26 protein-coding genes, 1 pseudogene and 1 riboswitch are annotated in these 24,358 nt (G+C 31.6%); of the genes and pseudogenes, 15 read left to right on the top strand and 12 right to left on the bottom strand.

Going from position 1 to position 24,358, the window contains the following annotated elements; translation table 11 throughout:
* Positions 1–210: 210 nt before the first annotated feature.
* Together murD and mraY are read right to left on the bottom strand one after the other, a co-directional pair.
* Positions 211–1,419 carry a UDP-N-acetylmuramoyl-L-alanine--D-glutamate ligase gene (gene murD / locus FBF10_RS03820; RefSeq protein WP_002859003.1) on the bottom strand — a complete coding sequence of 403 codons (1,209 nt, stop codon included), beginning with the start codon at positions 1,417–1,419 and terminating at the stop codon, positions 211–213.
* Positions 1,419–2,480: a phospho-N-acetylmuramoyl-pentapeptide-transferase gene (gene mraY / locus FBF10_RS03815; protein ID WP_002859004.1), complete on the bottom strand. Its 1,062-nt coding sequence runs from the start codon at positions 2,478–2,480 to the stop codon at positions 1,419–1,421. Before mraY ends, murD begins: the two co-directional genes overlap by 1 nt.
* Positions 2,481–2,559: 79 nt before the next feature.
* Between mraY and gpmI the strand changes: the two genes are divergently transcribed.
* The 7 genes from gpmI to sdhE all read left to right on the top strand — a co-directional run bounded on the left by gpmI (position 2,560) and on the right by sdhE (position 9,266).
* Complete coding sequence (gpmI, locus tag FBF10_RS03810; RefSeq protein ID WP_002859005.1) at positions 2,560–4,038, top strand: 2,3-bisphosphoglycerate-independent phosphoglycerate mutase; 1,479 nt, start codon at positions 2,560–2,562, stop codon at positions 4,036–4,038.
* Positions 4,022–4,120 carry a hypothetical protein gene (locus FBF10_RS08945; protein WP_002869268.1) on the top strand — a complete coding sequence of 33 codons (99 nt, stop codon included), beginning with the start codon at positions 4,022–4,024 and terminating at the stop codon, positions 4,118–4,120. Before gpmI ends, FBF10_RS08945 begins: the two co-directional genes overlap by 17 nt.
* Positions 4,110–4,853, top strand: coding sequence for a 3-oxoacyl-ACP reductase FabG (gene fabG, locus FBF10_RS03805; protein ID WP_002859879.1), 744 nt, complete (start codon positions 4,110–4,112; stop codon positions 4,851–4,853). The genes FBF10_RS08945 and fabG overlap by 11 nt, the downstream gene beginning before the upstream one ends.
* Before the next feature lie 6 nt (positions 4,854–4,859).
* Positions 4,860–5,270 carry a pyridoxamine 5'-phosphate oxidase family protein gene (locus FBF10_RS03800; protein ID WP_002864185.1) on the top strand — a complete coding sequence of 137 codons (411 nt, stop codon included), beginning with the start codon at positions 4,860–4,862 and terminating at the stop codon, positions 5,268–5,270.
* A gap of 337 nt (positions 5,271–5,607) precedes the next feature.
* Positions 5,608–7,443 carry an 8-methylmenaquinol:fumarate reductase flavoprotein subunit gene (gene sdhA, locus FBF10_RS03795; RefSeq protein WP_052789867.1) on the top strand — a complete coding sequence of 612 codons (1,836 nt, stop codon included), beginning with the start codon at positions 5,608–5,610 and terminating at the stop codon, positions 7,441–7,443.
* Positions 7,440–8,405 carry an 8-methylmenaquinol:fumarate reductase iron-sulfur subunit gene (sdhB, locus tag FBF10_RS03790; protein WP_002859008.1) on the top strand — a complete coding sequence of 322 codons (966 nt, stop codon included), beginning with the start codon at positions 7,440–7,442 and terminating at the stop codon, positions 8,403–8,405. The genes sdhA and sdhB overlap by 4 nt, the downstream gene beginning before the upstream one ends.
* A 3-nt stretch (positions 8,406–8,408) precedes the next feature.
* Positions 8,409–9,266 (top strand): 8-methylmenaquinol:fumarate reductase membrane anchor subunit, encoded by an 858-nt coding sequence (sdhE, locus tag FBF10_RS03785; protein ID WP_002888165.1) that lies wholly within the window; start codon positions 8,409–8,411, stop codon positions 9,264–9,266.
* A 23-nt stretch (positions 9,267–9,289) separates the two neighbouring features.
* On the opposite strand, the gene tenA is transcribed toward sdhE, so the two are convergent.
* Positions 9,290–9,958 carry a thiaminase II gene (gene tenA / locus FBF10_RS03780; protein ID WP_002859010.1) on the bottom strand — a complete coding sequence of 223 codons (669 nt, stop codon included), beginning with the start codon at positions 9,956–9,958 and terminating at the stop codon, positions 9,290–9,292.
* Between the two features lie 109 nt (positions 9,959–10,067).
* Here tenA and acpP point away from each other — a divergent pair, with 109 nt between their 5' ends.
* The 5 genes and pseudogenes from acpP (at position 10,068) to FBF10_RS03755 (ending at position 15,366) form a co-directional block, all read left to right on the top strand.
* Positions 10,068–10,301: an acyl carrier protein gene (gene acpP, locus FBF10_RS03775; protein WP_002854831.1), complete on the top strand. Its 234-nt coding sequence runs from the start codon at positions 10,068–10,070 to the stop codon at positions 10,299–10,301.
* Between the two features lie 26 nt (positions 10,302–10,327).
* The gene (locus tag FBF10_RS03770) at positions 10,328–11,542 is read left to right on the top strand and encodes a beta-ketoacyl-ACP synthase II (protein ID WP_002869519.1); all 1,215 of its coding nucleotides are present in this window, start codon (positions 10,328–10,330) and stop codon (positions 11,540–11,542) included.
* 1 nt (position 11,543) lies between these two features.
* Complete coding sequence (gene accA / locus FBF10_RS03765; protein ID WP_002858530.1) at positions 11,544–12,482, top strand: acetyl-CoA carboxylase carboxyl transferase subunit alpha; 939 nt, start codon at positions 11,544–11,546, stop codon at positions 12,480–12,482.
* 142 nt (positions 12,483–12,624) lie between these two features.
* Positions 12,625–14,687: pseudogene (locus FBF10_RS03760) on the top strand (TonB-dependent receptor).
* 82 nt (positions 14,688–14,769) lie between these two features.
* Positions 14,770–15,366, top strand: coding sequence for an NUDIX domain-containing protein (locus FBF10_RS03755; RefSeq protein WP_002855131.1), 597 nt, complete (start codon positions 14,770–14,772; stop codon positions 15,364–15,366).
* A 31-nt stretch (positions 15,367–15,397) separates the two neighbouring features.
* Here FBF10_RS03755 and FBF10_RS03750 read toward each other — a convergent pair whose 3' ends face one another.
* The 3 genes from FBF10_RS03750 to rpmB form a co-directional block, all read right to left on the bottom strand.
* Entirely contained in the window at positions 15,398–16,495 is a 1,098-nt protein-coding gene (locus FBF10_RS03750) for a methyl-accepting chemotaxis protein (RefSeq protein WP_002858516.1), read from the bottom strand.
* 9 nt (positions 16,496–16,504) lie between these two features.
* Positions 16,505–16,720: a YdcH family protein gene (locus tag FBF10_RS03745; RefSeq protein ID WP_002855201.1), complete on the bottom strand. Its 216-nt coding sequence runs from the start codon at positions 16,718–16,720 to the stop codon at positions 16,505–16,507.
* Between the two features lie 184 nt (positions 16,721–16,904).
* Positions 16,905–17,099 (bottom strand): 50S ribosomal protein L28, encoded by a 195-nt coding sequence (gene rpmB / locus FBF10_RS03740; protein WP_002854974.1) that lies wholly within the window; start codon positions 17,097–17,099, stop codon positions 16,905–16,907.
* A 139-nt stretch (positions 17,100–17,238) separates the two neighbouring features.
* On the opposite strand from rpmB, the gene rpe reads away from it, so the two are divergent.
* The 3 genes from rpe to thiC all read left to right on the top strand — a co-directional run bounded on the left by rpe (position 17,239) and on the right by thiC (position 20,120).
* Complete coding sequence (gene rpe / locus FBF10_RS03735) at positions 17,239–17,886, top strand: ribulose-phosphate 3-epimerase (RefSeq protein WP_002859889.1); 648 nt, start codon at positions 17,239–17,241, stop codon at positions 17,884–17,886.
* Entirely contained in the window at positions 17,883–18,653 is a 771-nt protein-coding gene (locus FBF10_RS03730) for a 3'-5' exonuclease (protein ID WP_002859015.1), read from the top strand. Before rpe ends, FBF10_RS03730 begins: the two co-directional genes overlap by 4 nt.
* A gap of 13 nt (positions 18,654–18,666) precedes the next feature.
* Positions 18,667–18,771, top strand: a riboswitch (TPP riboswitch).
* Positions 18,772–18,827: 56 nt separating this feature from the next.
* Positions 18,828–20,120 carry a phosphomethylpyrimidine synthase ThiC gene (gene thiC / locus FBF10_RS03725; RefSeq protein WP_002859891.1) on the top strand — a complete coding sequence of 431 codons (1,293 nt, stop codon included), beginning with the start codon at positions 18,828–18,830 and terminating at the stop codon, positions 20,118–20,120.
* Here the strand turns inward: thiC and FBF10_RS03720 are convergent.
* Genes FBF10_RS03720 through FBF10_RS03695 form a run of 6 tightly spaced genes read right to left on the bottom strand, consistent with a single transcriptional unit; the run spans position 20,112 to position 24,258 of the window.
* Positions 20,112–20,630, bottom strand: a complete 519-nt coding sequence (locus FBF10_RS03720) for a hypothetical protein (RefSeq protein ID WP_002867617.1) — start codon at positions 20,628–20,630, stop codon at positions 20,112–20,114. The two genes, thiC and FBF10_RS03720, sit on opposite strands and share 9 nt — an antisense overlap.
* On the bottom strand, positions 20,620–21,147 hold the full coding sequence (locus tag FBF10_RS03715; protein ID WP_032584731.1) for a hypothetical protein: 528 nt from the start codon (positions 21,145–21,147) through the stop codon (positions 20,620–20,622). The genes FBF10_RS03720 and FBF10_RS03715 overlap by 11 nt, the downstream gene beginning before the upstream one ends.
* The gene (locus tag FBF10_RS03710; RefSeq protein WP_002859019.1) at positions 21,144–22,103 is read right to left on the bottom strand and encodes a hypothetical protein; all 960 of its coding nucleotides are present in this window, start codon (positions 22,101–22,103) and stop codon (positions 21,144–21,146) included. The genes FBF10_RS03715 and FBF10_RS03710 overlap by 4 nt, the downstream gene beginning before the upstream one ends.
* A gap of 1 nt (position 22,104) precedes the next feature.
* Positions 22,105–22,734, bottom strand: coding sequence for a lysophospholipid acyltransferase family protein (locus FBF10_RS03705; RefSeq protein WP_002867614.1), 630 nt, complete (start codon positions 22,732–22,734; stop codon positions 22,105–22,107).
* Positions 22,718–24,019 carry a tRNA (N6-isopentenyl adenosine(37)-C2)-methylthiotransferase MiaB gene (gene miaB / locus FBF10_RS03700; protein ID WP_002867613.1) on the bottom strand — a complete coding sequence of 434 codons (1,302 nt, stop codon included), beginning with the start codon at positions 24,017–24,019 and terminating at the stop codon, positions 22,718–22,720. Before miaB ends, FBF10_RS03705 begins: the two co-directional genes overlap by 17 nt.
* A complete protein-coding gene (locus FBF10_RS03695) occupies positions 24,016–24,258 on the bottom strand; it encodes an HP0268 family nuclease (protein WP_002851103.1) in 243 nt (80 codons plus the stop codon). The genes miaB and FBF10_RS03695 overlap by 4 nt, the downstream gene beginning before the upstream one ends.
* Positions 24,259–24,358 lie beyond the last annotated feature (100 nt).

Genomic DNA, 24,358 nt, shown 5'->3' with positions numbered 1-24,358 from the left:
GCTCATTGCGGACTTGTTAAATGTCTTCATTACTTACTTTATATATAAATCCTATGTTTATTTTTATTGTTGTTTTAGATGATACTTAGAATCGTGTTTAAAAAAAGAGTTTGCTGCTGGTTAGGGTTTTTAGAGAGAATAGGGTGTTTTTAGGGGTTTGAAAATACTAGAAGGATAAAATTTAAAATTTTCTATGAAAAGTAAAATAAATTAAATTTTATTCACACATTCTTTAAAGACTTTTCCACGCTCTGCGTAAGAGTTGAACTGATCTAAACTTGCACAAGCGGGACTTAAAAGAGCTACTTCATTGACTCTTAAGTGATTTGAAATTTCATTTACAGCTTTAGATAAAACTTCACATTTATAGGCTTTCAAATTCGCTTTTTTTGCATAATCAAGCATTTTTTCGGTACTAATACCTATAGCATAGAGTTCTATATCAAATCCTTTCATAAAATCAAATAAATTGCTAAGATCTACACCCTTATCATCTCCCCCTATGATAAGATGGATTTTTTTATCTTTATAGCGACTAAGCGCAGCCATTACTGCACTTTCATTTGTGGCTTTAGTGTCATTTACCCAAAGTCTATTTTGACTGTCTTTAATCTCTTCGAGTTTATTTTTTTCCATTACAAAGCTATTTAAAAGCTCATAGCTTAAAGTATCAAGTAGAATTTTTTCTATAGTTAAAGCCATGATAGCATCGAGTAAAAAAGGACTTTTAAAGGAAATTTTTTCCGTATCAATGCCAAATTTAACAGCTAGATCTTTTTCATCTTCATAGCTTATTTTATGAGCTTTTGTTGGAGTATTTGCATAAATTTTAGGCAGTATTACTACATCACATTCATTCATTCTTTTTAAAACGCTTAGCTTATCTTGAACATAATTATCAAAACTTCCATGCCAAGAAAGATGATCAGGACTTATAGGTAAAAGTGCATAAATTTCAGGTTTAGCTTTATGAGTGTAGTGTAGGGTAAAAGATGAAGTTTCAAGTATCCAAAGTTTTGCATAAGGATTAAGCTCTGCTAAAGGAGTTCCAACATTTCCACCCATAACAGCACCAATGTGTGATAATAAATGTGTAGCCATTTGTGTGGTGGTGGTTTTGCCATTGGTTCCGCTTATCCAAACGGATTTTGGCATGATATCATAAAAAAAGTCATATTCGCTTTGTAAATTTTTTGCTTTTTGAATGAGTTTGTGCTTTGGTGGAAAACCTGGACTAGGAATTTCAATATCGCTTAAATTATCATCAAAATCATTAGGATTTAAAAGTAAATTTCCTAGTGTATCTTTTTTTGTTTCTGTAAAATGATCATCATAGATATCAAAAGGCCCAAACTTATCTACTAAATTTTCAGCAATAGAACATGTGGTTTTTCCGTATCCAAAAAGTGAAATTTTCATTATCTTAGCTTTATTGATGCAAGTGCAAGTAAATTTGAAAGTAAGGCTATCATCCAAAAACGCACTATAATTTTATTTTCTACCCAGCCAACTTTTTCAAAATGATGATGAATAGGTGCCATTTTAAATACTCTTTTATTAAAAATTTTAAAACTTCCAACTTGTAAAATTACAGAAACAGTTTCAAGAACAAAAACAAAACCTATGAGTAAAAGTAAAATTTCATTTTTGCTAATGATAGCTAAAAATCCTATGAATCCACCTAAAGCTAAACTCCCGCTATCCCCCATAAAAACCTGCGCAGGATAACAGTTGTACCATAAAAATCCCATTAAAGCACCGATTAATGCAGCACAAATAATCACTACTTCACCAAGTCCTTGAATTTTTGGCAAAAGTAAATATTCACTATAATTTAAATTTCCGCTCAAATATAAGAATATCCCTAAAGTAGATAAAGAAAAAATACTTGGAACTGTAGCTAAGCCATCAAGTCCATCGGTTAAATTTACAGCATTAGAGCTAGAAATTAAAACCAAAATCCAAAAAGCAATGGCAAAAATTTCCATATCAAAAAGAGGGTGTTTGTAAAAAGGTATAAAAAGTTCCGTGCTAAGCTCTGAACTAAAATATAAAGGTAAGATGCAAATAAGTCCAGCGATGATTTGTGCTAAAAGCTTCATTCTTGGACTAAGTCCTGAATGATTATCTTTTTTTAGAACTTTGCCTAAATCATCTATGAGACCTATCAAACAAAAAAGTATCAAACAAAGTAAAGCACTTATAGCAAAAATATTATCAAATTTGATACAAAATAAACTTGCGATTACTGCAGAACTAATGAAAATAAGCCCACCCATGGTTGGAGTATGGCATTTGGTTTTATGAGTTTCTGGGGCGTATTCGTAAATAGGTTGACTAGCATTTTTAGCTTTTGCCCAAGTAATAAATTTAGGCATTAAAAATAAAGACAAACATAAAGCGATAAAAAATGCAAATCCTGCACGCACACTAATATAAGTAAAAAAAGCATAATGACTTAAATCTGAAAGATAATACAAAACCTAGCCTTCTTTTTGGTTTTTAAAAGTTTAATTTTAGTAAAATCTAACCAAAAAAATTCTTATAAAAGAGAGAAAAATGAAGCAAAAATGCGTTTTAATTATTACAGATGGAATAGGGTATAATAAGAATAGTAAGTTTAATGCTTTTGAAGCAGCTAAAAAACCAAGTTATGAAAAGCTTTTTAAGGAAGTCCCAAATTCTTTACTAAAAACGAGTGGTTTAGCTGTAGGTTTGCCAGAAGGGCAGATGGGAAATAGTGAAGTAGGGCATATGTGTATAGGAAGTGGGCGTATTATTTATCAAAATTTAGTGCGTATTAATAAAGCCATTGAAAACAAAGAACTTGAAAAAAATGAGAATTTACAAAAACTTTTAGCAAAATGTAAAAGAGTGCATATTATAGGGCTTTATAGTGATGGCGGGGTGCATTCTATGGATACGCATTTTAAAGCCATGCTTGAAATTTGTGCGAAAAATGGCAATGAAGTTTTTGCTCACGCAATCACTGATGGGCGTGATGTAAGTCCAAAAAGTGGCTTAAATTTCATAAAAGATTTAAAAGAATTTTGTGAAAACTTAGGCGTGCATTTTGCTACGCTTTGTGGGCGTTTTTATGCTATGGATAGAGATAAGCGTTGGGATAGGGTAAAAGAGTATTATGAGTGCTTGTTAGGTAAGGCTTATAAAGTGCCAAATTTATTAGAATACCTACAAAAATCTTACGATGAAAATGTTACTGATGAGTTTATCAAAGCAGCTCAAAATGAGAATTACAAGGGCATGAGAGAAGAAGATGGCATTATCTTTATCAACTTTAGAAATGATAGAATGAAACAACTTGTTGAAGTGTTAAATTCTAAGGATTTTAAAGAGTTTGAACGCGAAAAAATCTTTGAAAATTTACTTACTATGAGTGTTTATGATGATAAATTTAAACTCCCTGTGCTTTTTGAAAAAGAAAAAATTGAAAATACTTTAGCGCAAGTGATTTCTAAAGCAGGGCTTAGTCAGCTTCATACCGCAGAAACCGAAAAATACGCCCATGTAACTTTCTTTTTTAATGGCGGAAAAGAAGAGCTTTTAGAAAATGAAACAAGGGTTTTAATCCCAAGCCCCAAGGTAAAAACTTATGATGAAAAACCCCAAATGAGTGCTTTTGAAGTGTGTGATGCAGTGAAAAAAGGCATAGAAAAGGGTGAGGATTTTATAGCGGTAAATTTTGCAAATGGAGATATGGTTGGACATACAGGTGATTTTAATGCTGCTATAAAGGCTGTCGAAGCGGTGGATACTTGTTTAGGCGAGATTATAGAATGTGCAAAAAAGCATGATTATGCTTTTATCATTACAAGTGATCATGGAAATTGCGAGGCTATGCAAGATGAAAAAGGAAATTTGCTTACCAATCACACCACTTTTGATGTTTTTGTTTTTGTGCAAGCAAAGGGAGTTTCAAAGATTAAAGATAATATGGGGCTTAGCAATATCGCTGCAAGCGTGCTTAAAATTTTAGACTTAGAAATTCCAAAAGAAATGAATGAGGCTTTATTTTAGTTTGTTTGCCTTTTTTATAAGAAATTTGTTAAGATTGCAATTTTTAAAATTAAACTTATTAAGGATAGATAATGAAATTTAGTGGAAAAAATGTTTTAATTACTGGAGCAAGTAAGGGAATAGGTGCTTCTATCGCAAAAACTTTGGCGGGTTTTGGACTTAAAGTTTGGATCAATTATCGTTCAAAACCTGAACTTGCAGATGCTTTAAAAGATGAAATTATTGCAAGTGGTGGCGTTGCTGCTGTGATTAAATTTGATGCAAGCAAAGAAGATGAGTTTGAAAACGGTGTAAAAACTATAGTTGAGAGTGATGGAGAATTAAGTTATCTTGTAAATAATGCAGGCGTTACAAATGATAAACTTGCTTTAAGAATGAAATTAGAGGACTTTAGTAGCGTTGTAGATACAAATTTAAGCTCAGCTTTTTTAGGTTGTAGAGAAGCTTTAAAAACCATGAGTAAAAAACGTTTTGGTGCTGTTGTAAATATCGCTTCTATTGTCGGAGAAATGGGCAATGCTGGACAAGTAAATTATTCTGCTAGTAAAGGTGGAATGATAGCTATGACTAAATCTTTTGCTAAAGAAGGAGCAAGTAGAAATTTACGCTTTAACTGTGTGACTCCAGGTTTCATAAAAAGCGATATGACTGAAGTTTTAAGTGATGAAATCAAACAAACCTATCAAGACAATATCCCTTTAAAACGCTTTGCAGAACCTGAAGAAGTGGCTAATTGTGTAGCGTTTTTACTTAGTGATTATGCCTCTTATGTGACAGGCGATGTGCTTAAGATCAATGGTGGTTTATATATGTAAGGAAAAATGATGGATTTAAAAGAAATAGCACAATTTTTAGATGATAATGCACCGGCATTTTTAGCCACTTTAGGAACTTGTGGAAATCCTAGAGTGCGTCCTATACAAAGTCCATTGCTTATGGGAGATAAAATTTATTTTTGCACAGCAAACACAAAGGGACTTTTTAAACATATAAAAAATTATAATGGTATTGAATTTTGTTCTTGTGCAAAAGATGGGACTTTTTTAAGACTTAGAGCTAATGCGGTTTTTGAACCAAATTTAGAAGTTAAAAAAATGATGTTTAAAAAATATCCTTATCTTGTAAATCTTTATGAAACTCCACAAAATCCGAAATTTGAAGTTTTTTATCTTGATCATCTAAGCGCTAGAATGCAATTTATGAATGGAGAATTTAAGCTTTTTAAGGCTTAATGATTTGATAATTTTATTAACTATATATTAATTAAGATAAATATTATCTTAATTAATATTAACTTTTTGTTATTTTTTTAAGGTATAATCATTCCGTTTAATTTACAAGGAATAGATTATGATATATTGCAAAAATTTTTTAATATTTATTTTATTATATTCATTTATCTTCTTTGATTACTTATCTTATGCTTTTTTATATTTACTAAATTATAAATTTGTTTTTAATCCATTTTATATTGAAAGGAGAGTTTGTTTTTGGATTTTTGGCATGCGGTTATGTAAGATTGACTTACATTAAAAATTATTATTAATTTTTTTAAATAAGGAGAATGATATGGGTGAATTTTCTAGAAGAGATTTTATAAAAACAGCCTGTATTAGTGTAGGAGCTTTAGCTGCAAGTTCAAGTGGAGTTTATGCTTTAGATGATTCATCTAAGATGGATAAAGATACAAATTTACCTTCTTGCGATGTTTTGGTAATTGGATCAGGTGGAGCAGGTTTGCGTGCTGCAGCCGCAGTGAGAAAAGAAAATCCAAAATTAAGCGTTGTAGTAGCTACAAAGATGATGCCATCGCGTAACGCAACTTGTATGGCAGAGGGTGGAATTAATGGAGTTACTGATTTTTCTAATGGAGATTCCTATAAATTACATGCTTATGATACTATTAAAGGCGGAGCTTATTTGGTAGATCAAGACGCGGCTTTAAAATTTTGCGAATTAGCTGGAAAGGCTATTTTTAATATGGATTTTATAGGAACCTTGTTTTCAAGAAATGAGCAAGGTGGAGTAGCTCAGCGTTTAATGGGAGGAGCTTCTAAGAAACGCTGTAACTATTCTGCAGATAAAACAGGTCATATTTTAATGCATTCTTGTTTAGATGATGCTATTAGTAGTGGTGTGAAATTTTTAATGGATCATGAACTTTTGGATATAGGTGTTGTGGATGGAAAATGCGAGGGTGTCGTTTTAAGAGATATACAAAGCGGTGGAATTTATCCTGTGTTATGCAAAGCTTTGGTGATTGCTACAGGGGGATACACAAGGATATTTTATAATAGAACTTCAACTCCTTTTATTGCCACAGGAGATGGTGTGGCAGCTGCTCTTAGAGCAGGACTTGGTTTTGAAGATCCTGAGATGATACAATTTCACCCAACAGGAGTTGCAAATGGTGGAACTCTTATTACAGAAGCGGCGCGCGGTGAAGGGGGATATCTTTTAAATAATCGTGGTGAGCGTTTTATGAAAAATTACCATGAAAAAATGGAGCTTGCACCGCGAGATGTGGTTGCGCGTGCCATAGAAACAGAAATTCGTGAAGGTAGAGGTTATGGCGAGGGACTTGGAGCTTATGTTTTGTGCGATGTACGCCACTTAGGAAAAGAAAAAATTTTAAAAGATTTACCAAAAATTCGTCACACTGCAATGCTTTTTGAAAATATTGATTTAGTAGATACTCCTGTACCTATCCGTCCAACGGCGCATTATTCTATGGGTGGAATTGAAGTGGCTAAATTTGAAGATATGAGTACTAAAATTGCTGGAATTTATGTAGGTGGAGAAGCTTCTTGCATTTCTATACATGGAGCTAATAGACTAGGGGGAAATTCTTTAGCCGATGCAGTTGTAACAGGGCATTTAGCAGGCATTGGTGCGACAAATTATGCTAAAGATGCAAGTTTTGGAAAAGGGACAAAAACTCATGAACTTGCTCAAAAATGGCAGGTTAGATTTAAAGAAATTACAAATAATGGCGGAAATGGTCAAGAAATGTATGAATTGCGAGAAGAGCTAGGAAGTCAAAATTGGGATAATATGGGGATTTTTAGAACTCAAGAAAAACTCGATCTTCTAGCAAAAAATTTAGAAGATATACAAGCAAGATATGAAAAAATTCGTATTCCAAATCCTAATGAAGTGATGAATACTGCTTTTACAGATTATGTAGAGCTTGGCAATTTGATTTTACTTTCTCGCTGTGCTTGTTTAGCAGCTAGAAATAGACTTGAAAGTCGTGGGGCTCATACTAGAGAAGATTATCCAAAGCGAGATGATAAAAATTTCTTAAAACATAGCATTGTAAATTTAGAAAATGATGAATTAAAACTTAGTTATAAAGATGTCGTGGTAACTGAGTTTTCACTTGATGGAAGGAGAGTACAATGAAAATCATCATAGATCGTTTTAATGGCAAGGAAAAATATGAACAAAGTTATGATATTGATGATAAGGATATACAAGGAAAAACTCTGCTCTCTCTTTTGCTTTTTATTAAAAAAACAAAAGATATTACTTTAAATTTTACCGCCTCTTGTCAATCTGCGATTTGTGGGGCTTGTGCAGTTCGTGTGAATGGGCATTCTTATCTTGCTTGTGATACTAAAATGCAAGATTTGTTAAAAGAATATGATAATCCTTTAAGTATACGCATTTCTCCGCTTGGAAATTTTAGAGTAATTTCTGATTTAATTGTGGATTGGGAGCCTTCTATAGAAAATTTAAGAAAAATTCGTCCTGCCATGGTGGCAAAAAATGAATTTTCAGCGGAAAAGGGCTGTAAACAAAGTCAAGAAGAATTTGATCGTATTAGCAAGCAATGGGATTGTATTTTATGTGGTAGCTGTGCTTCAGAGTGTAATAAATTAGAAGCAGATAGTAGCGATTATATGCAACCTTTTGTTTTTACTCATGCTTGGCGTGCAGCGGCAGACTCTCGAGGTAAGGATCCTATGTTGCATGTAAAACCCAGCGTAATGAATGGACTTTGGCTTTGTGTTCATTGTCAAGAGTGTGCTGATCGTTGTCCAAAGGGTATAAGTTCAGTAAGCGATATAGCAAATTTAAGAGTGATGGCGATTAAAAAAGGTTTAAATGAAGGCTTAGGGCCTGATCATGCTGAAGCTTTTTATAAAGATTTAGTTGAAGGTTCAGGACGCTTGAATGAAATTTATCTTGCTTTGCGTTCTGAGGGTGTTATAGGTTCTATGGGTAAAACAGATATAGCTTTTAAACTTATGCGCGCAGGAAAAATGAATCCTATGCATGTTTTTGGCGAGAATGAAATAGAAGGGCATAAAGATTTGGTTAAAATGATAAAGGCAGCACAAGAAGCTGCTGTTAAGGAGTAAAATATGCAAAAAGAATACGCTTTTTTTCCAGGTTGTGTTTTATCTCAAGCTGCAAAAGAATCTAAAATTTCACTTGAAGCTATTGCACCTATTTTGGGTTGGAAGTTGAATGAAATTAAGGGATGGAGTTGTTGTGGGGCTTCTCAAGCGCAGTGTGTTGATCCTATTGCGACTTTGGTAGCTAATGCAAGAAATATTGCTTTAGCGGAAGAGATGAAAATGCCAATACTTACAACTTGTAGTACTTGTATGCTAACTTTAACTAAAGCAAAAAATACTCTTGATAAGGGTGCAAAAGAACGCATCAATACTTTTTTAGCACAAGGTGGAATGAAATATCAAGGTTCAACGCCTATTACAAGTCTTTTGTGGGAGCTTTATGAGGATTTGGATAATTTAAAAAGTAAGGTGAAAAAGCCGCTTTCAAATTTAAAAGTAGCTTTATTTTATGGTTGCCATAGTTTAAGACCTGAAGATACTTTCGGTAAAAAAGAAAGTTCAACCAATCCAAAAAGTTTTGAAAGTGTAGTAGAAGTTTTAGGGGCTAAAATAGTTCCTTTTGAAAAACGCCTTGATTGTTGTGGTTTTCATGCTTCTTATCCTGCAGAAAAATCTGTGAAAAAAATGTCTAGTCAAATTGTCAATAATGCAAGTGAAAATCAAGCTGATTGTGTTGTAACACCTTGTCCACTTTGTCAAATGCAGCTTGATATCTATCAAGAAAGATTTCAAGATTATACTAATTCTAAAGCAAGATTGCCTATTATTCATTTATCACAATTAGTAGGACTTGCATTAGGACTTTCTAAAGAAACGGTTGGTTTAGATTATAATATTATTGATGCAAGTAAAATTGCATAAAAACATGGGCAAAAAGCCCATGTTTAAAGATTTAATTCCATTCTTAAAGAATGCTCCCAAAAAGCCACTTCCAAGCGTGTTACAGTATGAAAAATTTCGCTGAGTTTTTGGAATTTTTGTGCACTAACACTTGAAGTATAAGAATTAACAAAATCTTCAAATTCTTTAGCTTTATTTTGAAAATTTTCACTTCCATAGGTCAAAATCCATTCCTTGTAAGGATGATCTTTTAAATTTTCATTTTTTAAACGATTTATAATTTCAGCACCTATTTTTGCATAACCTATAGCGCAAGCACTAAGAGCAACTAACATATCTAAAAAATCTCCATTTTCACCTACGCTTAACATATAACGCGAATAGGCTATATTGACTAAACTTTCATCTTTTATATCGAGTTCATCTGCATTAATGCCAAGAGATAAAATTGCACGATGAAGCTCCATTTCTCCTTCAACTATATAATTTTGAAATTTCATAGCAAAACGAAGTTCTTTTGCGGTATTTGAGTTAAGTGCTAACCTTGCGTAGCATTTTGCGTAATTAAGCAAATAAATATAATCTTGCTTGAGATAAAAAAGAAAATTTTCTTGCTTTAGGCTTTTATCTTCTAATTTTTTAACAAAATCATGATGTAGATAAGCATCCCAAATTTTTTGATTTTCTTTGATTAAATTAGAGAAAAGCATCATTTTTCCTTTATGTTTTAATATTTTATTTTCAAGTATAATGAAAAACTATAAATATTTTAAGCTTTTTATAGTAAAATACGCTTTATTTTAATTTTTTGAAGGAGAACAAATGGCAACATTTGATGATGTAAAAGCAGTAGTAGTAGAGCAATTAAGTATTGATGCAGATGCAGTTAAAATGGAATCAAAAATTATTGAAGATTTAGGTGCTGATTCTTTAGATGTTGTAGAGCTTATTATGGCTTTAGAAGAAAAATTTGAAGTAGAAATTCCAGATAGTGATGCTGAAAAATTAATTAAAATTGAAGATGTTGTAAATTATATTGACAATCTAAAAAAATAATTTTTTTTCTTGCAAGGAGCTTATTCTTGAAAAGAGTTGTAGTTACAGGTATTGGTATGATCAATGCCCTTGGTTTAGATAAAGAAAGTTCATTTAAAGCAATTTGCAATGGAGAAAGCGGAGTAAATAAAATTACTCTTTTTGATGCTACGGACTTTCCTGTTCAAATTGCAGCTGAAGTTAAAAATTTTGATCCATTAGAGGTTGTTGATGGCAAAGAAGTAAAAAAAATTGACCGTTTCATACAACTTGGAATTAAAGCAGCAAGAGAAGCAATGCAGGATGCTGGATTTAGTGAAGAATTAGATAAAGAAGAATTTGGCATTGTTTCGGCTTCTGGTATTGGAGGTTTGCCTAACATAGAAAAAAATTCCATTATTTGTTCCGAGCGAGGTCCGCGTAAAATTTCCCCTTTTTTCATACCTTCAGCACTTGTAAATATGTTAGGAGGTTTGATTTCTATAGAGCATGGACTTAAAGGGCCAAATATTTCTTGTGTTACAGCTTGCGCAGCAGGAACTCATGCTATAGGAGAAGCTTATAAAAGTATAGCTTTGGGAAATGCTAAAAAGATGTTAGTCATAGGTGCAGAAGCTGCGATTTGTCCTGTAGGTATAGGTGGTTTTGCTTCAATGAAAGCTTTATCAACTAGAAATGAAGATCCACAGCATGCTTCAAGACCATTTGACAAAGAAAGAGATGGTTTTGTCATGGGAGAAGGTGCTGGAGCTTTAGTTTTTGAGGAATATGAAGAGGCTAAAAAACGCGGTGCTACGATTTATGCTGAATTAATTGGATTTGGAGAAAGTGCAGATGCGCATCATATTACTTCACCAACTTTAGATGGGCCTTTAAGAGCTATGAAAAAAGCTTTAAATATGGCAGGGAATCCAAAGGTAGATTATATCAATGCACATGGAACTTCAACCCCTGTAAATGACAAAAATGAAACAGCAGCAATTAAAGAGCTTTTTGGCAATAATATCCCGCTTATAAGTTCCACCAAAGGACAAACAGGTCATTGCTTGGGTGCTGCAGGTGCAATTGAAGCAGTTGTTAGTGTTATGGCTTTAAGAGATGGGGTAGTTCCACCTACAATCAATCAGCTTGTAAAAGATGATGAATGTGATCTTGATTATATTCCAAATATATCAAGAAAAGTAGATTTAAAAGTGGTGATGAGTAATTCTTTTGGTTTTGGTGGCACAAATGGCTGTGTTGTATTTAAAAAAGTAGATTAATATGGCTTCTTATTTAGATTTTGAAAAAAATATTCAGCAAATTGACGAGGACATTATCAATGCTCAGATTAAAGGAGATACTGAAGCTGTATCGATTTTAAAGAAAAATCTTGAAAAAGAAATTTCTAAAACTTATAAGAATTTAAGTGATTTTCAGCGTTTGCAATTAGCGCGTCATCCAGATCGCCCTTATGCTCTTGACTATATTGAACTTATTTTAAATGACGCTCACGAAATACATGGTGATCGTGCCTTTAGAGATGATCCTGCTATTGTTTGTTTTATGGGTTATTTAGGAGAGAAAAAAATAATTGTAATTGGTGAGCAAAAAGGACGTGGAACAAAAGATAAAATCGCTAGAAATTTTGGGATGCCACATCCTGAAGGATATCGCAAAGCCTTAAGAGTAGCAGGACTTGCAGAGAAATTTCAAATTCCTATTTTATTTTTGATAGATACTCCAGGTGCTTATCCTGGAATAGGTGCTGAAGAAAGAGGACAAAGTGAAGCTATCGCTAGAAATTTATATGAATTAAGTGATTTGAAAATACCGACCATTGCTATAGTTATCGGAGAAGGCGGTAGTGGCGGGGCGTTAGCTATAGGGGTTGCAGATAAACTTGCAATGATGAAAAATTCTGTTTTTTCAGTAATTTCTCCTGAAGGTTGTGCTGCAATACTTTGGAATGATCCTGCAAAAAGTGAAGCTGCAACCAAGGCTATGAAGGTAACGGCTGATGATTTAAAATCTCAAGGTTTAATTGATGATGTTATAGATGAGCCTACAAATGGTGCACATCGCAATAAAGAGGCTGCAGCAGTAGCTATTGCTGATTATGTAAAAAAATCTCTAAATGAACTTGAAAATATTGATGTACGAGAACTTTCTGCAAATCGTATGCAGAAAATTTTAAAGCTTGGAGCCTATCAAGAGGCTTAGGCTTTTACTTCGCTTTTTTAAATAATTTTATTATTTATAATTGTTATCAAAATTAAGTTAATTAAAAGTATTCTTTTTTTATACTTCAAAAATGATTTTAAATATCAAAATAATTATTTTTAAAGGAATTAATTTGACTCAAATCAAAAATATAAAATTTAAAAAAAGTTTACTGTGTTTTTTAATTTTATCTGGAGCTTTGTTAAAAGCAGAAGAAAAATATCAACTTAATGATGTTGTGGTTAGTGCTAGTGGTTTTGAACAAGATTTGGTTGATGCGCCTGCTAGTATTTCTATCATTGCAAAAGAAGAGCTTGAAAAAAAGCCAATTAAGGATATAGGAGAGGCTATAGGAGATATTCCAGGTGTAGATGTGACTATGAATAAAACAGGCACTTATGATTTTAGCATACGAGGTTTTGGTAGTTCTTATACTCTAGTTTTAATTGATGGAAAACGTCAAAGTGTTGCAAATGGGTTTTATGATAATGGTTTTAGTGGCAGTGAGTCAGGATATCTGCCACCTTTGTCTATGATAGAGCGTATTGAGGTTATATGTGGTCCAGTTTCTACACTTTATGGCAGTGATGCTGTAGGCGGTGTGATAAATATTATCACTAAGAAAAATCCTGATAAAATCGAAGCAAATATAGAATTTAATACTCTTTTACAACAGCACTCTAATCACTATGGCAATGCGGGCGGTTTTAATGCTTATGTAGCAACCCCTTTGATTGAAGATACATTATCAATTTCTGCAAGGTTGAAGCATTATGATAAGGCAGCTTCTGATTTAAAATGGCCTACACCGGTTTGGAATAGTAGTCAACAAAGACCTGATAATTATCAAATTGCTAGTCATAGCCCAGGTGCTTTTACTAGCTTGGGTTTTGGTTCTAGGCTTAATTGGACAGTAGATGATAAAAATAATATATATTTTGATATAGAACGATATATTAATGAAATTTCAGTGAATTCTACAAGTAGTAGGGCTATTAAAAGTGAAAGACAACTTTTTAAGGATAATATTGTTTTAAATCATGATGGTAACTATGATTTTGGTTCAACTAACTCATATTTACAATATGGTAGCACTAAGGATAAGGAGCTGCATAGCCAAATTTGGGTAGGAGAAGGTAAGGTTGTTTTACCTTGGAATTTAGGTCAATACGGTAATTTAGTAAATACCTTTGGTGCAAGGATTGATTATGAGATATTAAAAAATGATCAAGCAAGCGCAGGTAGTCAAATAAGAGGTAAAAATCTTGATCAAACCACGGTTGCACTTTATGGGGAAATGAGTATTTTATAACCGATGATTTGATTTTTACTACAGGTTTGCGTTATATTTATAGCGATTTGTTTGATTCTGAATTTACGCCTAGGGTTTATTTGGTTTATCACTTAAATGATAATATAGCCTTGAAAGAAGGTGTTTCAAAAGGCTATAAAACTCCTGCTGCCAAGCAGTTGACAAATGGATATTATAATTATGCCAATAATAATGCTTATTTTGGAAACCCTGACTTAAAACCAGAAGAAAGTATAAATTATGAATTGGGTGTTGATTTTATGGTATTTGATTTTGCACATTATTCTATTACAGGATTTATTACTGATTTTACAAATCAAATCAGTAGTGAAGATTTAACAGGTATGCAAAATGATATTAATTGTAGCAATGGCATTGTTTGTAAGCGTCCTATTAATCTTGGAAAAACGCAGACTAAAGGTATAGAATTTGCATTTAATACCAAAACTTACAATGGCTTTAGCCTAAATTCAAGTTATACTTTTATGGATAATCGCTACAAAGATGGTCAAAAAAATTGGTTTGGTGGTGATAGAATAGAAAATTTACCAAGACATATAGCAATGTTAAAATTAAACTATGAGCGAGGTAAATTTAGTTCCTATATAAAAACACGAGCAAGACTTGATACTATAGCTAAAGCAAAAGGTGGCGGTAATGGTAGTCTGCCATGGCAAAAATATAAGCCTTTTTATATAGTAGATTTAGGGATAAATTATAAAATCAATAAGCAATCTAGCTTAAGTTTTGCAGTGCAAAATCTTTTTGATAAAAATTTCTTTGATCCGCAAGTTACAAGATGGGATGGGGCTAATCCTGCTGGATATGCAAATCGCTATCAAGATTATACAGAAGGAAGAAGTTTTTGGTTAAGTTATAAATATGATTTTTAATTTTTTAAGGCTTTAATCACCTTTATATTTTCAAAAAAGCAAAAATAAAGTACAATGTGAAAAATAAATAAAAGGTTTTATTATGGCGTTTAAAAATTTAAAAGAACTTTCTTTTGAAAAATCAAATTATATTAAGCCTAAGAGATTTGCTTATGAAAGTAATGGTAGGCTTTGCACTTGGGATTTTATAGAATCTAAAGATAGTGTTTCAGTGCTTTTGTATCATAAAGAATTAGAAAGTTTTATTTTTGTACGCCAATTTCGTATACCACTTTGGTATCATCAAATGCATGATAAAGATTATGTAAAAGATGATGATATGGGCTATACTATAGAGCTTTGTTCTGGGCTTGTGGATAAAAAATTATCTTTAGAGGAAATAGCAAAAGAAGAATGTATAGAAGAACTAGGATATGCTCCTAAAAATTTAGAAAAAATAGGAGATTTTTATACAGGGTTTGGTTCAGGTGTAAGCAAGCAAAGCTTTTATTTCGTAGAAGTTGATGAAAAAGATAAAATTTCTTCTGGAGGTGGAGTTGATGATGAAGAGATTGAAGCTGTTTATGTTAAGGTGCAGGATTTTGAAAAAAAATGTAAAAATATGATAAGAACGCCTTTGCTTGATTTTGCTTATATGTGGTTTTTAAAGGAAAAGTGGGGAAAATTAAAGATTATTTAGGTTAAACCTTAAAAAGGTTCAACCTAGGATTTTAATGATCTGACTCATCAAGCATTTCTTTAAATACATTGAAAAGATCAAGCGATGCATTTTCAGCAACTTCGCATTTATTAATTATGCTGTGTTGAGTAATATCTTTGCTAATATCTTCTGTATTTGCTATTGTTATAGCATTATTCATATTTTCATGAACTTTTTCATGTGGCTCGTTAATTTTTAAGAAGCTTTTATTTTGCCCAAATCTTTCTTTTCCTGTGCTAGCAAGCCATTTTCCTAAGCGACAAGATGTATGATCGGCTAATTGCTTTCCTGATTTGGAAAAAATTTCTTTATAACCATTTAATTTAAAAGCTATATGATCTAGTTTTGCTAAAGATACGAAAGCTTCTGAAGCGATACCAACTGCATTTGAATTAGTAGAATGCGCTTCATTTACTAAGTGAGTAAATTTTTCGGAAAAACTCATAATATGAGCATTAGAATCTATAGAAATTTTTTCAACTTGCTCACTTTGAGTATACATTTCATTTGCATTTTGCTTTAGAAGGTTGATATTCATTTCAACTTCTGTGGTTGCTTTTTGTGTTTTTTCAGCTAGTTTTCTTACTTCATCGGCAACAACAGCAAAACCACGCCCATGTTCACCTGCGCGTGCAGCTTCTATGGCAGCGTTAAGAGCTAAAAGATTGGTTTGATCGGAAACATCTTTAATTAGATTAATTACATTAGTAATTTCATCTACACTTCTATGCAATGTTCCTGCAACATCTCTTGTTTTATTGGCTGATTCTGTAATATTTCCCAAAGAGGCATTGATAGAATTAGCAATATGGTTAAGTTCATCCATTTCAGCAAGAGAAGTTTTAGAATAGCTAGAGATAACTTCTGCCTTATTTACATTTTCTAACATATCGCCTTGAATAATAGTAATATTTTTTAAAACCCCAGTTAATAAAACATTTAAAAGATCTGTTTTAAGTTTAGACTCTAAAGCCGCTTGTTCTAATGATGTAATTTTATTTTTTAATTCTAAATTTTCCGATTGAAATTTTTCAATTTTATGTGTAAGATTTTTATTTTCTTCTTCAAGTTTTTGAAGATCAGAATGGTTTATTTTACTTCCAAACATTGTTTTGCCTTATTTTTTATAATTTGCTAGATATTGGCTAAGTTCATCTTTTACATGAAGCTTTTCTTTTTTTAAAGTTGAAATTTCCATGCTGCTAAGAGAAGTTCTACCTTCTTCTGCATCTTTAATCATGTCATCAAGTTCATTATGACGATCAAATAGTTTATCAAAATGAGCATCTTTACCTTTTAGCTCTGACATTAATTCTCTATATTCATGTAGCATAAACTCTCCTTGTATTAGTGAAATTTAAAATTCATTTAACAAGGTATTTTACACTATTAAAAGATATTTTTGGCTTAAAAAATAATAAAATTAATAATAATTTTTAAATGTGTGTTATATAAGTGATTTATTAAAGTTTATTTTTAAATTGGAAATTTTAAAATTGAGGAATAAATCCTCAAAATTATTTAGAATTTTGTTTTTTTAGAGTTCTCAGAGTAGAAGCTGCGATTCTCATTTTTCTCGTGGTGCCATCTTCTAAAGTTACACGAACTGTTCTGAGATTAGGTAAAAAGCGTCTTTTTGTTTTATTGTTAGCATGGCTGACATTATTACCCACCATTGGACCCTTGCCTGTGATTTGACATACTCTTGCCATTTTCTTGTCCTTATGAAAATTTTTAAATGAAGATTCTATCAAAATTAAGCTTAAAATATTCCATAATTTATAGTTTTTTTAATATATAAGTCGATAAAATATTATTTATCACATTTATATATAGTTTAAGGTTTTGATCATGTATGTAGCTCCAAGTTTATTGTCTGCAAATTTTTTGAAATTAGAAGAAGAAGTTAAAGCTATTGAAGCTGCAGGTGCAGATCTTTTGCATATTGATGTAATGGACGGACACTTTGTTCCAAATTTGACTTTCGGACCTTGCGTGATCGAAAAAATTTCAACTATTAGTAAGTTGCCATTAGATGTGCATTTAATGGTTAAAGATGTAAGTAAATTTATAGATCTTTTTATCCCTTTGAAACCAAAATTCATTTCTTTTCATATGGAAAGCGAAGTTCATCCTATAAGGCTTTGTGAATATATAAGAAGTCAAGGAATCCATCCTGCTATTGTTTTAAATCCACATACTCCTATTGATTCTATTAAACACATGCTAGAATTTGTAGATATGGTGCTTTTAATGAGTGTTAATCCTGGATTTGGTGGACAAAAATTTTTACCTTTGGTACATGAAAAAATCAAAGAATTACGCCAAATGATTGATAAAAAAAATGCTAAAGTTTTTATAGAGGTTGATGGTGGTGTTAATGGTTTAAATGCTAGCGATTTAGAGGAATCCGGAGCTGATATTTTGGTGGCTGGAAGTTATATTTTTTCTTCCAATGATTATAAAACTGCAATTTCATCTTTAAAGCTTGAATTTTGAGTTTACAGCAAATTGATCAGATTATTTCTATATTAAACAAGCAAAGCAAGCCTTATGATTGGGTGATGCAAGAGTTTGCCAAAGTTGAAGAATTAAAAAATTTTGATTTAGATTTGGAAACTTTTGAGCTTTTGGGTTTGGGCTTAACTTTGAATAAAGATAATATTTTTATCCTTAAAACACGCACAACAAAAATTAAAGATGAAATTTTTTGTATAGTAGATATAGAAAGTACTGGCAGTGTAAGTAAGGGGGAAATTTTAGAAATTGGAGCAGTAAAAATTCAAAATTCTAAAGAAATTGGACGCTTTCAAAGTTTTGTTAAAGTAAAAGAAATTCCAGAAAATATAACCGAACTTACGGGTATTACTTATGAGATGGTGGAAAATGCTCCAAGTTTAACAAAGGTTTTAAGTGATTTTAGGCTTTTTTTAAAAGACAGTATTTTTGTAGCACATAATGTGCGTTTTGATTATAGTTTTATTTCTAAGGCTTTAAATGAGTGTGGTTTTGGCATTTTACTTAATCGTCGTATTTGTACTATAGAATTTGCACAATGTTGTATAGAAAGTCCAAAATATAAACTAGAGGTTTTGAAAGAATTTCTGGGCGTGGAAAATACGCATCATAGGGCTTTAGACGATGCTTTGGCAGCTGCTGAAATTTTTAAATATTGCCTTGGAAAACTTCCCTATCATATAAAAACTACAGAAGAACTTATAAATTTTACAAAGACTGCCACGCATAAAGCAAAAATAAATATTTAAAGAGTATAATTAAGACATAAATGACGGGAGCTTGTGTAACAGGCTGAGAGTAAGCTAAAAGCTTAGACCGAACCGGATCTGGATAATGCCAGCGTCGGGAAGATTTATAAATTTCAATACTTTAAAAATTTATACTCACCCTTCATTTATCCAAATTTTTTAAAGGATAAATTTATGAAAACTCAAATGAATTATGCGAAAGAAGGTATTTTTACTAAAGAAATGCAGATTGTTGCACAAAAAGAAAATTTAAGTAAAGATTTTTTGCTTGAAAATATTGCTTGCGGTAAAATTATTATCCCTGCAAATATTAATCATAAAAGTCTTGATCCAAATGGTATAGGTTTTGGACTGCGTACTAAGGTTAATGTAAATTTAGGAGTTTCAAATGATTGCGTTGATTATAGCGAGGAAATGAAAAAAGTAGAGCTTGCTCATAAATTTGGCATAGAAGCGATTATGGACTTAAGCAATTATGGCAAAACAAGTCGTTTTAGAGACGAGCTTGTTAATGTTTCAAAAGCTATGATAGGAACAGTTCCTGTATATGATGCAGTAGGATTTTTAGAAAAAGATTTAAAACAAATTGGTGCTAAAGACTTTTTAGATGTTGTATATCATCATGCTAAAAGTGGGGTTGATTTTATGACAATTCATGCAGGTATTAATTCTCGCGCAGCGCATATTTTTAAACAAAGTAAAAGACTTACAAATATAGTTTCAAGAGGAGGCTCTGTACTTTATGCTTGGATGATGATGAAAGATGCTGAAAATCCTTTTTTTGAGTATTATGATGATTTGCTTGACATTTGTTTAAAATACGATGTAACTTTATCTTTGGGCGATGCTTTGCGTCCTGGCTCTACTCACGATGCAAGTGATGGGGCACAAATTTCAGAACTTATAGAATTATCACTCCTTACTCAAAGGGCTTGGGATGTTGGGATTCAAGTAATGATAGAAGGTCCAGGGCATATGGCTATTAATGAAATAGAGGCAAATATGCAATTAGAAAAGCGTTTATGTAAAGGAGCGCCTTTTTATGTCTTAGGACCTTTGGTAATAGATATTGGCGCAGGGTATGATCATATTAGTGGTGCTATTGGAGGAGCTGTGGCTGCAGCTAGCGGTGCTGATATGCTGTGTTATGTAACACCTGCTGAACACTTAAGACTTCCAAATTTAGAAGATGTTAGAGAGGGTATAGTTGCGACTAAAATTGCAGCTCATGCAGGAGATATAGCTAAACTTCCAAAAGAAAGAGCAAGAGATGATGAGATGAGTAAGGCTAGGCAAGAGATAGATTGGGAGAAAATGTTTAAACTTGCTATTGATGGAGAAAAGGCCAAAAAAATGTTTAATGAGCGTCGTCCTGATGATTTAAACTCATGTTCTATGTGTGGAAAAATGTGTGCAATGAATACTATGAATCAAATTTTAAAAGGCGAAGATGTGAGTTTAGCTTGAATAAACTTTGAGAGTAAGATCTATAGAGATACCTTGCTCTCCTGCTTTAAGATTAAGTGGATAATCAAGCTTGATTAAGTTATTATAGTTTTTTAGAGCATCAATAAAATCATAAAGCCTTCTAGGATTGTTCATTGTCGCTTTAATGGCTAAGCGGTTTTTTAGATATTTTTCTTGTTTTTCGGGCTTAGTTTCTTGAATTTTTACATTTTGAAAATATTTTTGTAAAAAAATATCAAAATTTCCTATATTAAAATTTTGCTCAAATTGCTCTAAACTTTTGTTGTTTTCGCTTCTTAGAGTTGATATTTTATCTTCACTAAAGTCAAATTTTAATTTAGCGGCTTTTAAGATAGCAAGTTGTGAATTTTCTCTAAGATTTGCTTGTTTATAATTTTTTAATGTCGGTAAAAGTAAAAATAAGATCAAGGCTGTGCAAACGCTTATAAAACTTAACGCGCAAATGATAAGCTTTAATAAATCAATTTCTTCTAGACTTTTATCTTTCATCTGCAACTCCTGGAATTTGTTTACTAATACTAACAAAACGATACCACCCATTATCTAAGCGATAATAGGTTGTATAGCTTTGATCAAAGATGCTTTTTAAAGGGGTTTCTAAAAGTAGAGTAAACATTTCTCTTGTAGGAGTGACTCCGATAAGTTTTAAGGAATATTCGTCTTGTTCAACACTTTCAAGAGTAATATTATCAGTTTTTACAATAATATCAAATAGATTTTTTAAGCTTTCTTTAACAATTTGATTTTGAGTGTTAAAATTTTTCGCTATTTGGCTTTGATCAAATAAAATTTCATAAAGCATTTCATTTTGCTTAGTTTGATTTTGAAGCACTATAACTTGTTGTTTTTCATCATCGATAGAGCTATTGATTAATGCAATTTTTATTGTATATGTAAAATATACTAGCAAGATAAATAATATACTAAAACCAAAAAGTCCTAGCCAAATTTTATCAAAGAGTGTGAAAATAGGTTTTTTTCTTGGCTGTATGAAGCTATAAGTCATTTAAGCTCCTTTTGCATCAATTCTATCATAAGATCTAAGGTGTTGATTTGTTTCGTTTTTATCTCTAAAAAAGTTTCACTTTCTAAAAAATCAATAGCACTTATGTTAATATCTGATTCACTATATAATAAAATACCATTGATAAATACCCCAGCATATTTATCATCATTATAAAATTTTTCAATGCTCGTAATAATATAACGGCATAGTTCCATATCATTGCTAAATTGATTTAATTCATCAAGATTAAAATTATCATTATTATTCAAAGTTTCAAGATTATTTTCTTGATCAAGTAGATCAAATTTATTATTTAAGGCTTCATTGAAGTTATCTAGGGTAACTTCAGTATCATTGTTGTTGTTTTCAATTTCTTGATTATCTTCTGATGGAAGTTCAAGCTCTAAACCTAATTCTTGCTCAAATATTTTAAAATCACCGTATAAGATAGTATTGCCTTTAGCAACAATAATTGCCAAAAGATGTCCTTGCTTAAATCCATAAAGTAAAATTTGGTCATCAGGCTGTTTTTCTTTTTGTATATTGTAGTAAAGAAGAGCAAAAGGGGAATATAAAAAATCTAAACCTCTATATTCTTCAAAAAGCTCGCTATAATATTCCACATGTTCGGTAGCCGTATAAACAAGGCCATTATTAAACAAAATATGCTGTAAGCTGATTTTTCCTATATTAAAGTGCTCACAATCTTGAATATTTGTACTAGGTATTAATCCTTGTTCTTTGGCATCTAAAAATAAAGCAGTGTGGTAAAATAAGAAATGCTTGCTTAAATTTTTTATGTATTCTAGTAAATTTTCGCTTTTATCAAAAGTTTTTTCATTGCTACTGATTAGTTTATTTCCTCTATAAATAGAAGCTTTTACAATATTTTTTTTATCTTCTAAAATAATACTAATAAAAAGTTGTGGAAATATTTTTTTAAGTAAAAATAACATTTCATTCCTTAAATTGATCAGCTAAGCTAATTTTATCAAATTGTTTCATTAGAAATTCTTTAGCTTTTTCTTTATCTAAAGATAAAATATCCAAAGGTTCACTTAGACTATAAGTAATCTTACTAAAAGGTTTTGGCAAGATCATCTTATCCCAACTTTTAAATTTCCAAAAACGATTTGCTTCATAGTTTAAAATTCTTATCTTTAGTTCTTTTTTTTGAGCCAAAATGATAGAACCATCTGAAATACTATGATAAGGCCCTCGTGGACCATCGGGCGTGATAACTATATCGTCATTTTGTTCTAAAACTTTAAATGCAGCTCTAAGTGCACTGCTAGCACCCCTTGAAGTGCTTCCTCTTACAGTATCAAGACCGAAAAGCTTGATGATTTTTGCAATTTGTTCTCCATCTTTATGGTGGGAGATCATGACATAGGCTTTTTTATTTTTTTGTCTATAATGTCTAAACGCAAAAGGCATGAGTGCTAATTTTCCATGCCAAAAAAGTATCACACCAGCTTTACGGTCAACTTTTTCACCTTTATAGTGCTTTTTACAGCTTAAAAAAATAAGCCATTGCAAGATGAAAATTATATATGTTAAGCAATGGATTTTAAACGATTTCCCCATATAAAACCATACGCTTTGCATTAGTTATTTTTACTTCTTTAAATTGCCCTAAAAGTTCTTCGCTACCTTCAACTTGAACTAAAAAATTATTATCTGTTCTTCCAGCAATGCTATTGCCTGCTCTTAATTCTTCAAATAAAACTTTAAAAGTTTTATTTTCTTGTTTTTTTACAATTTCATCTAAAATTTCACTATGACGATTTTGTAAGGTGCTAAGTCTTCTTGAAGCTGTTTCTTCATCGATTTGATTAGGCATGGTTGCGGCTTTTGTTAAAGGGCGTTTGGAGTATTTAAAAGAAAAAATTTGTTCAAAACGCACTTTTTCCAAAACATCCATAGTTTCTTCAAAATCTTTTTCACTTTCCCCTGGAAAAGCTACAATAATGTCTGTAGAAATGCTAACATTTGGACAAAGTTCTCTAAGTTTTAAAGCTCTATTTAAATACCATTCTTTAGTATAGCCACGCTTCATAGCTTTTAAAATTTCACTTGAGCCGCTTTGTAAAGGCATGTGCATGGATTTGCAAACTTTTGGATTATTGGCAAAAACTTCTAAAAATTTATCATCCATATGCAAAGGATGTGGACTTGTAAAGCGAATGCGTTCTAAATCTTCTATGGTGCTAAGTTCTTCTAAAAGATCTGAAAAGTCCATTTTTTTATGCTCGTTTCTAAATCTTTTGCCGTAGTTATTGACATTTTGTCCTAGCAAAAAAATCTCTTTAGCACCTTTTTCAACAGCTTTTTGAGCTTCTTTGTAGATAATGTTAAAAGGTATGGAAATTTCATCTCCTCTAGTATGTGGCACTATACAATAAGTGCAGTGTTTATCACAACCTATGGAGATATTAATATAGGATTTATAAATACTATTTCTAAAATCTGCAAAAGCAAATTCACTTTCATCATAGTCTATGTCCACGCCCATAAATTTTGGAGTTTTTATAGCTTGAGTGATTTTGGAAATATTTCTTGCTCCTAGAACAAAATCCACATAAGGAGCACGTTTGAAAATTTCATTTCCTAAATGTGATGCAGTACATCCACAAACTCCTATTTTAGCACCTTCTTTTTTAACTTTTTCAAAACCACCTACTTCTGAGAAAAGTTTATGCACAGGTTTTTCACGCACTGAACAGGTATTGATAAGAATAAGATCTGCTTCTTTGATATCTTCTGTTAGTGCGTAATTTTCTTTTTGTGTTAATTCTGCGATCATATGCTCAGAATCTCTAACATTCATCGCACAACCTAAAGTTTGGATAAAAAGTTTTTTAGCACTCAAAGAATATGTACCTCATACATAAAATCATTATCATCAAGTCCGTATTTTACGGTTCTATGATAAATGCTTACTCCTTTTTTTTCAAAATGATTTACAAGGGCAATGAGTTGTTTGTGTGTATTATCTTTATCAAAATAAAAAAACTTTTGTCCTTCTTTTTCTATAGCCTCTTCGATTTTTTCTAGGCTAATATTTTTAGGTTTTTCATTAATCAAAGTTCTTGCCAATTTTAATTCCATAGCTAAATCCTTAAGAATTTTCATTTTAATCTATAATTTTAGCAAATTTTACTTTTAATTAAACTTATTAAGGATATAATTTTTATCTACATTTTTAAAT

It is taken from the genome of Campylobacter sp. CFSAN093249 (genome assembly GCF_011067895.1).
Classification (GTDB): domain Bacteria; phylum Campylobacterota; class Campylobacteria; order Campylobacterales; family Campylobacteraceae; genus Campylobacter_D; species Campylobacter_D jejuni.
The sequence above is the reverse complement of the archived record's forward strand: the minus strand, read 5'-3'. Positions and strand labels throughout refer to the sequence as shown.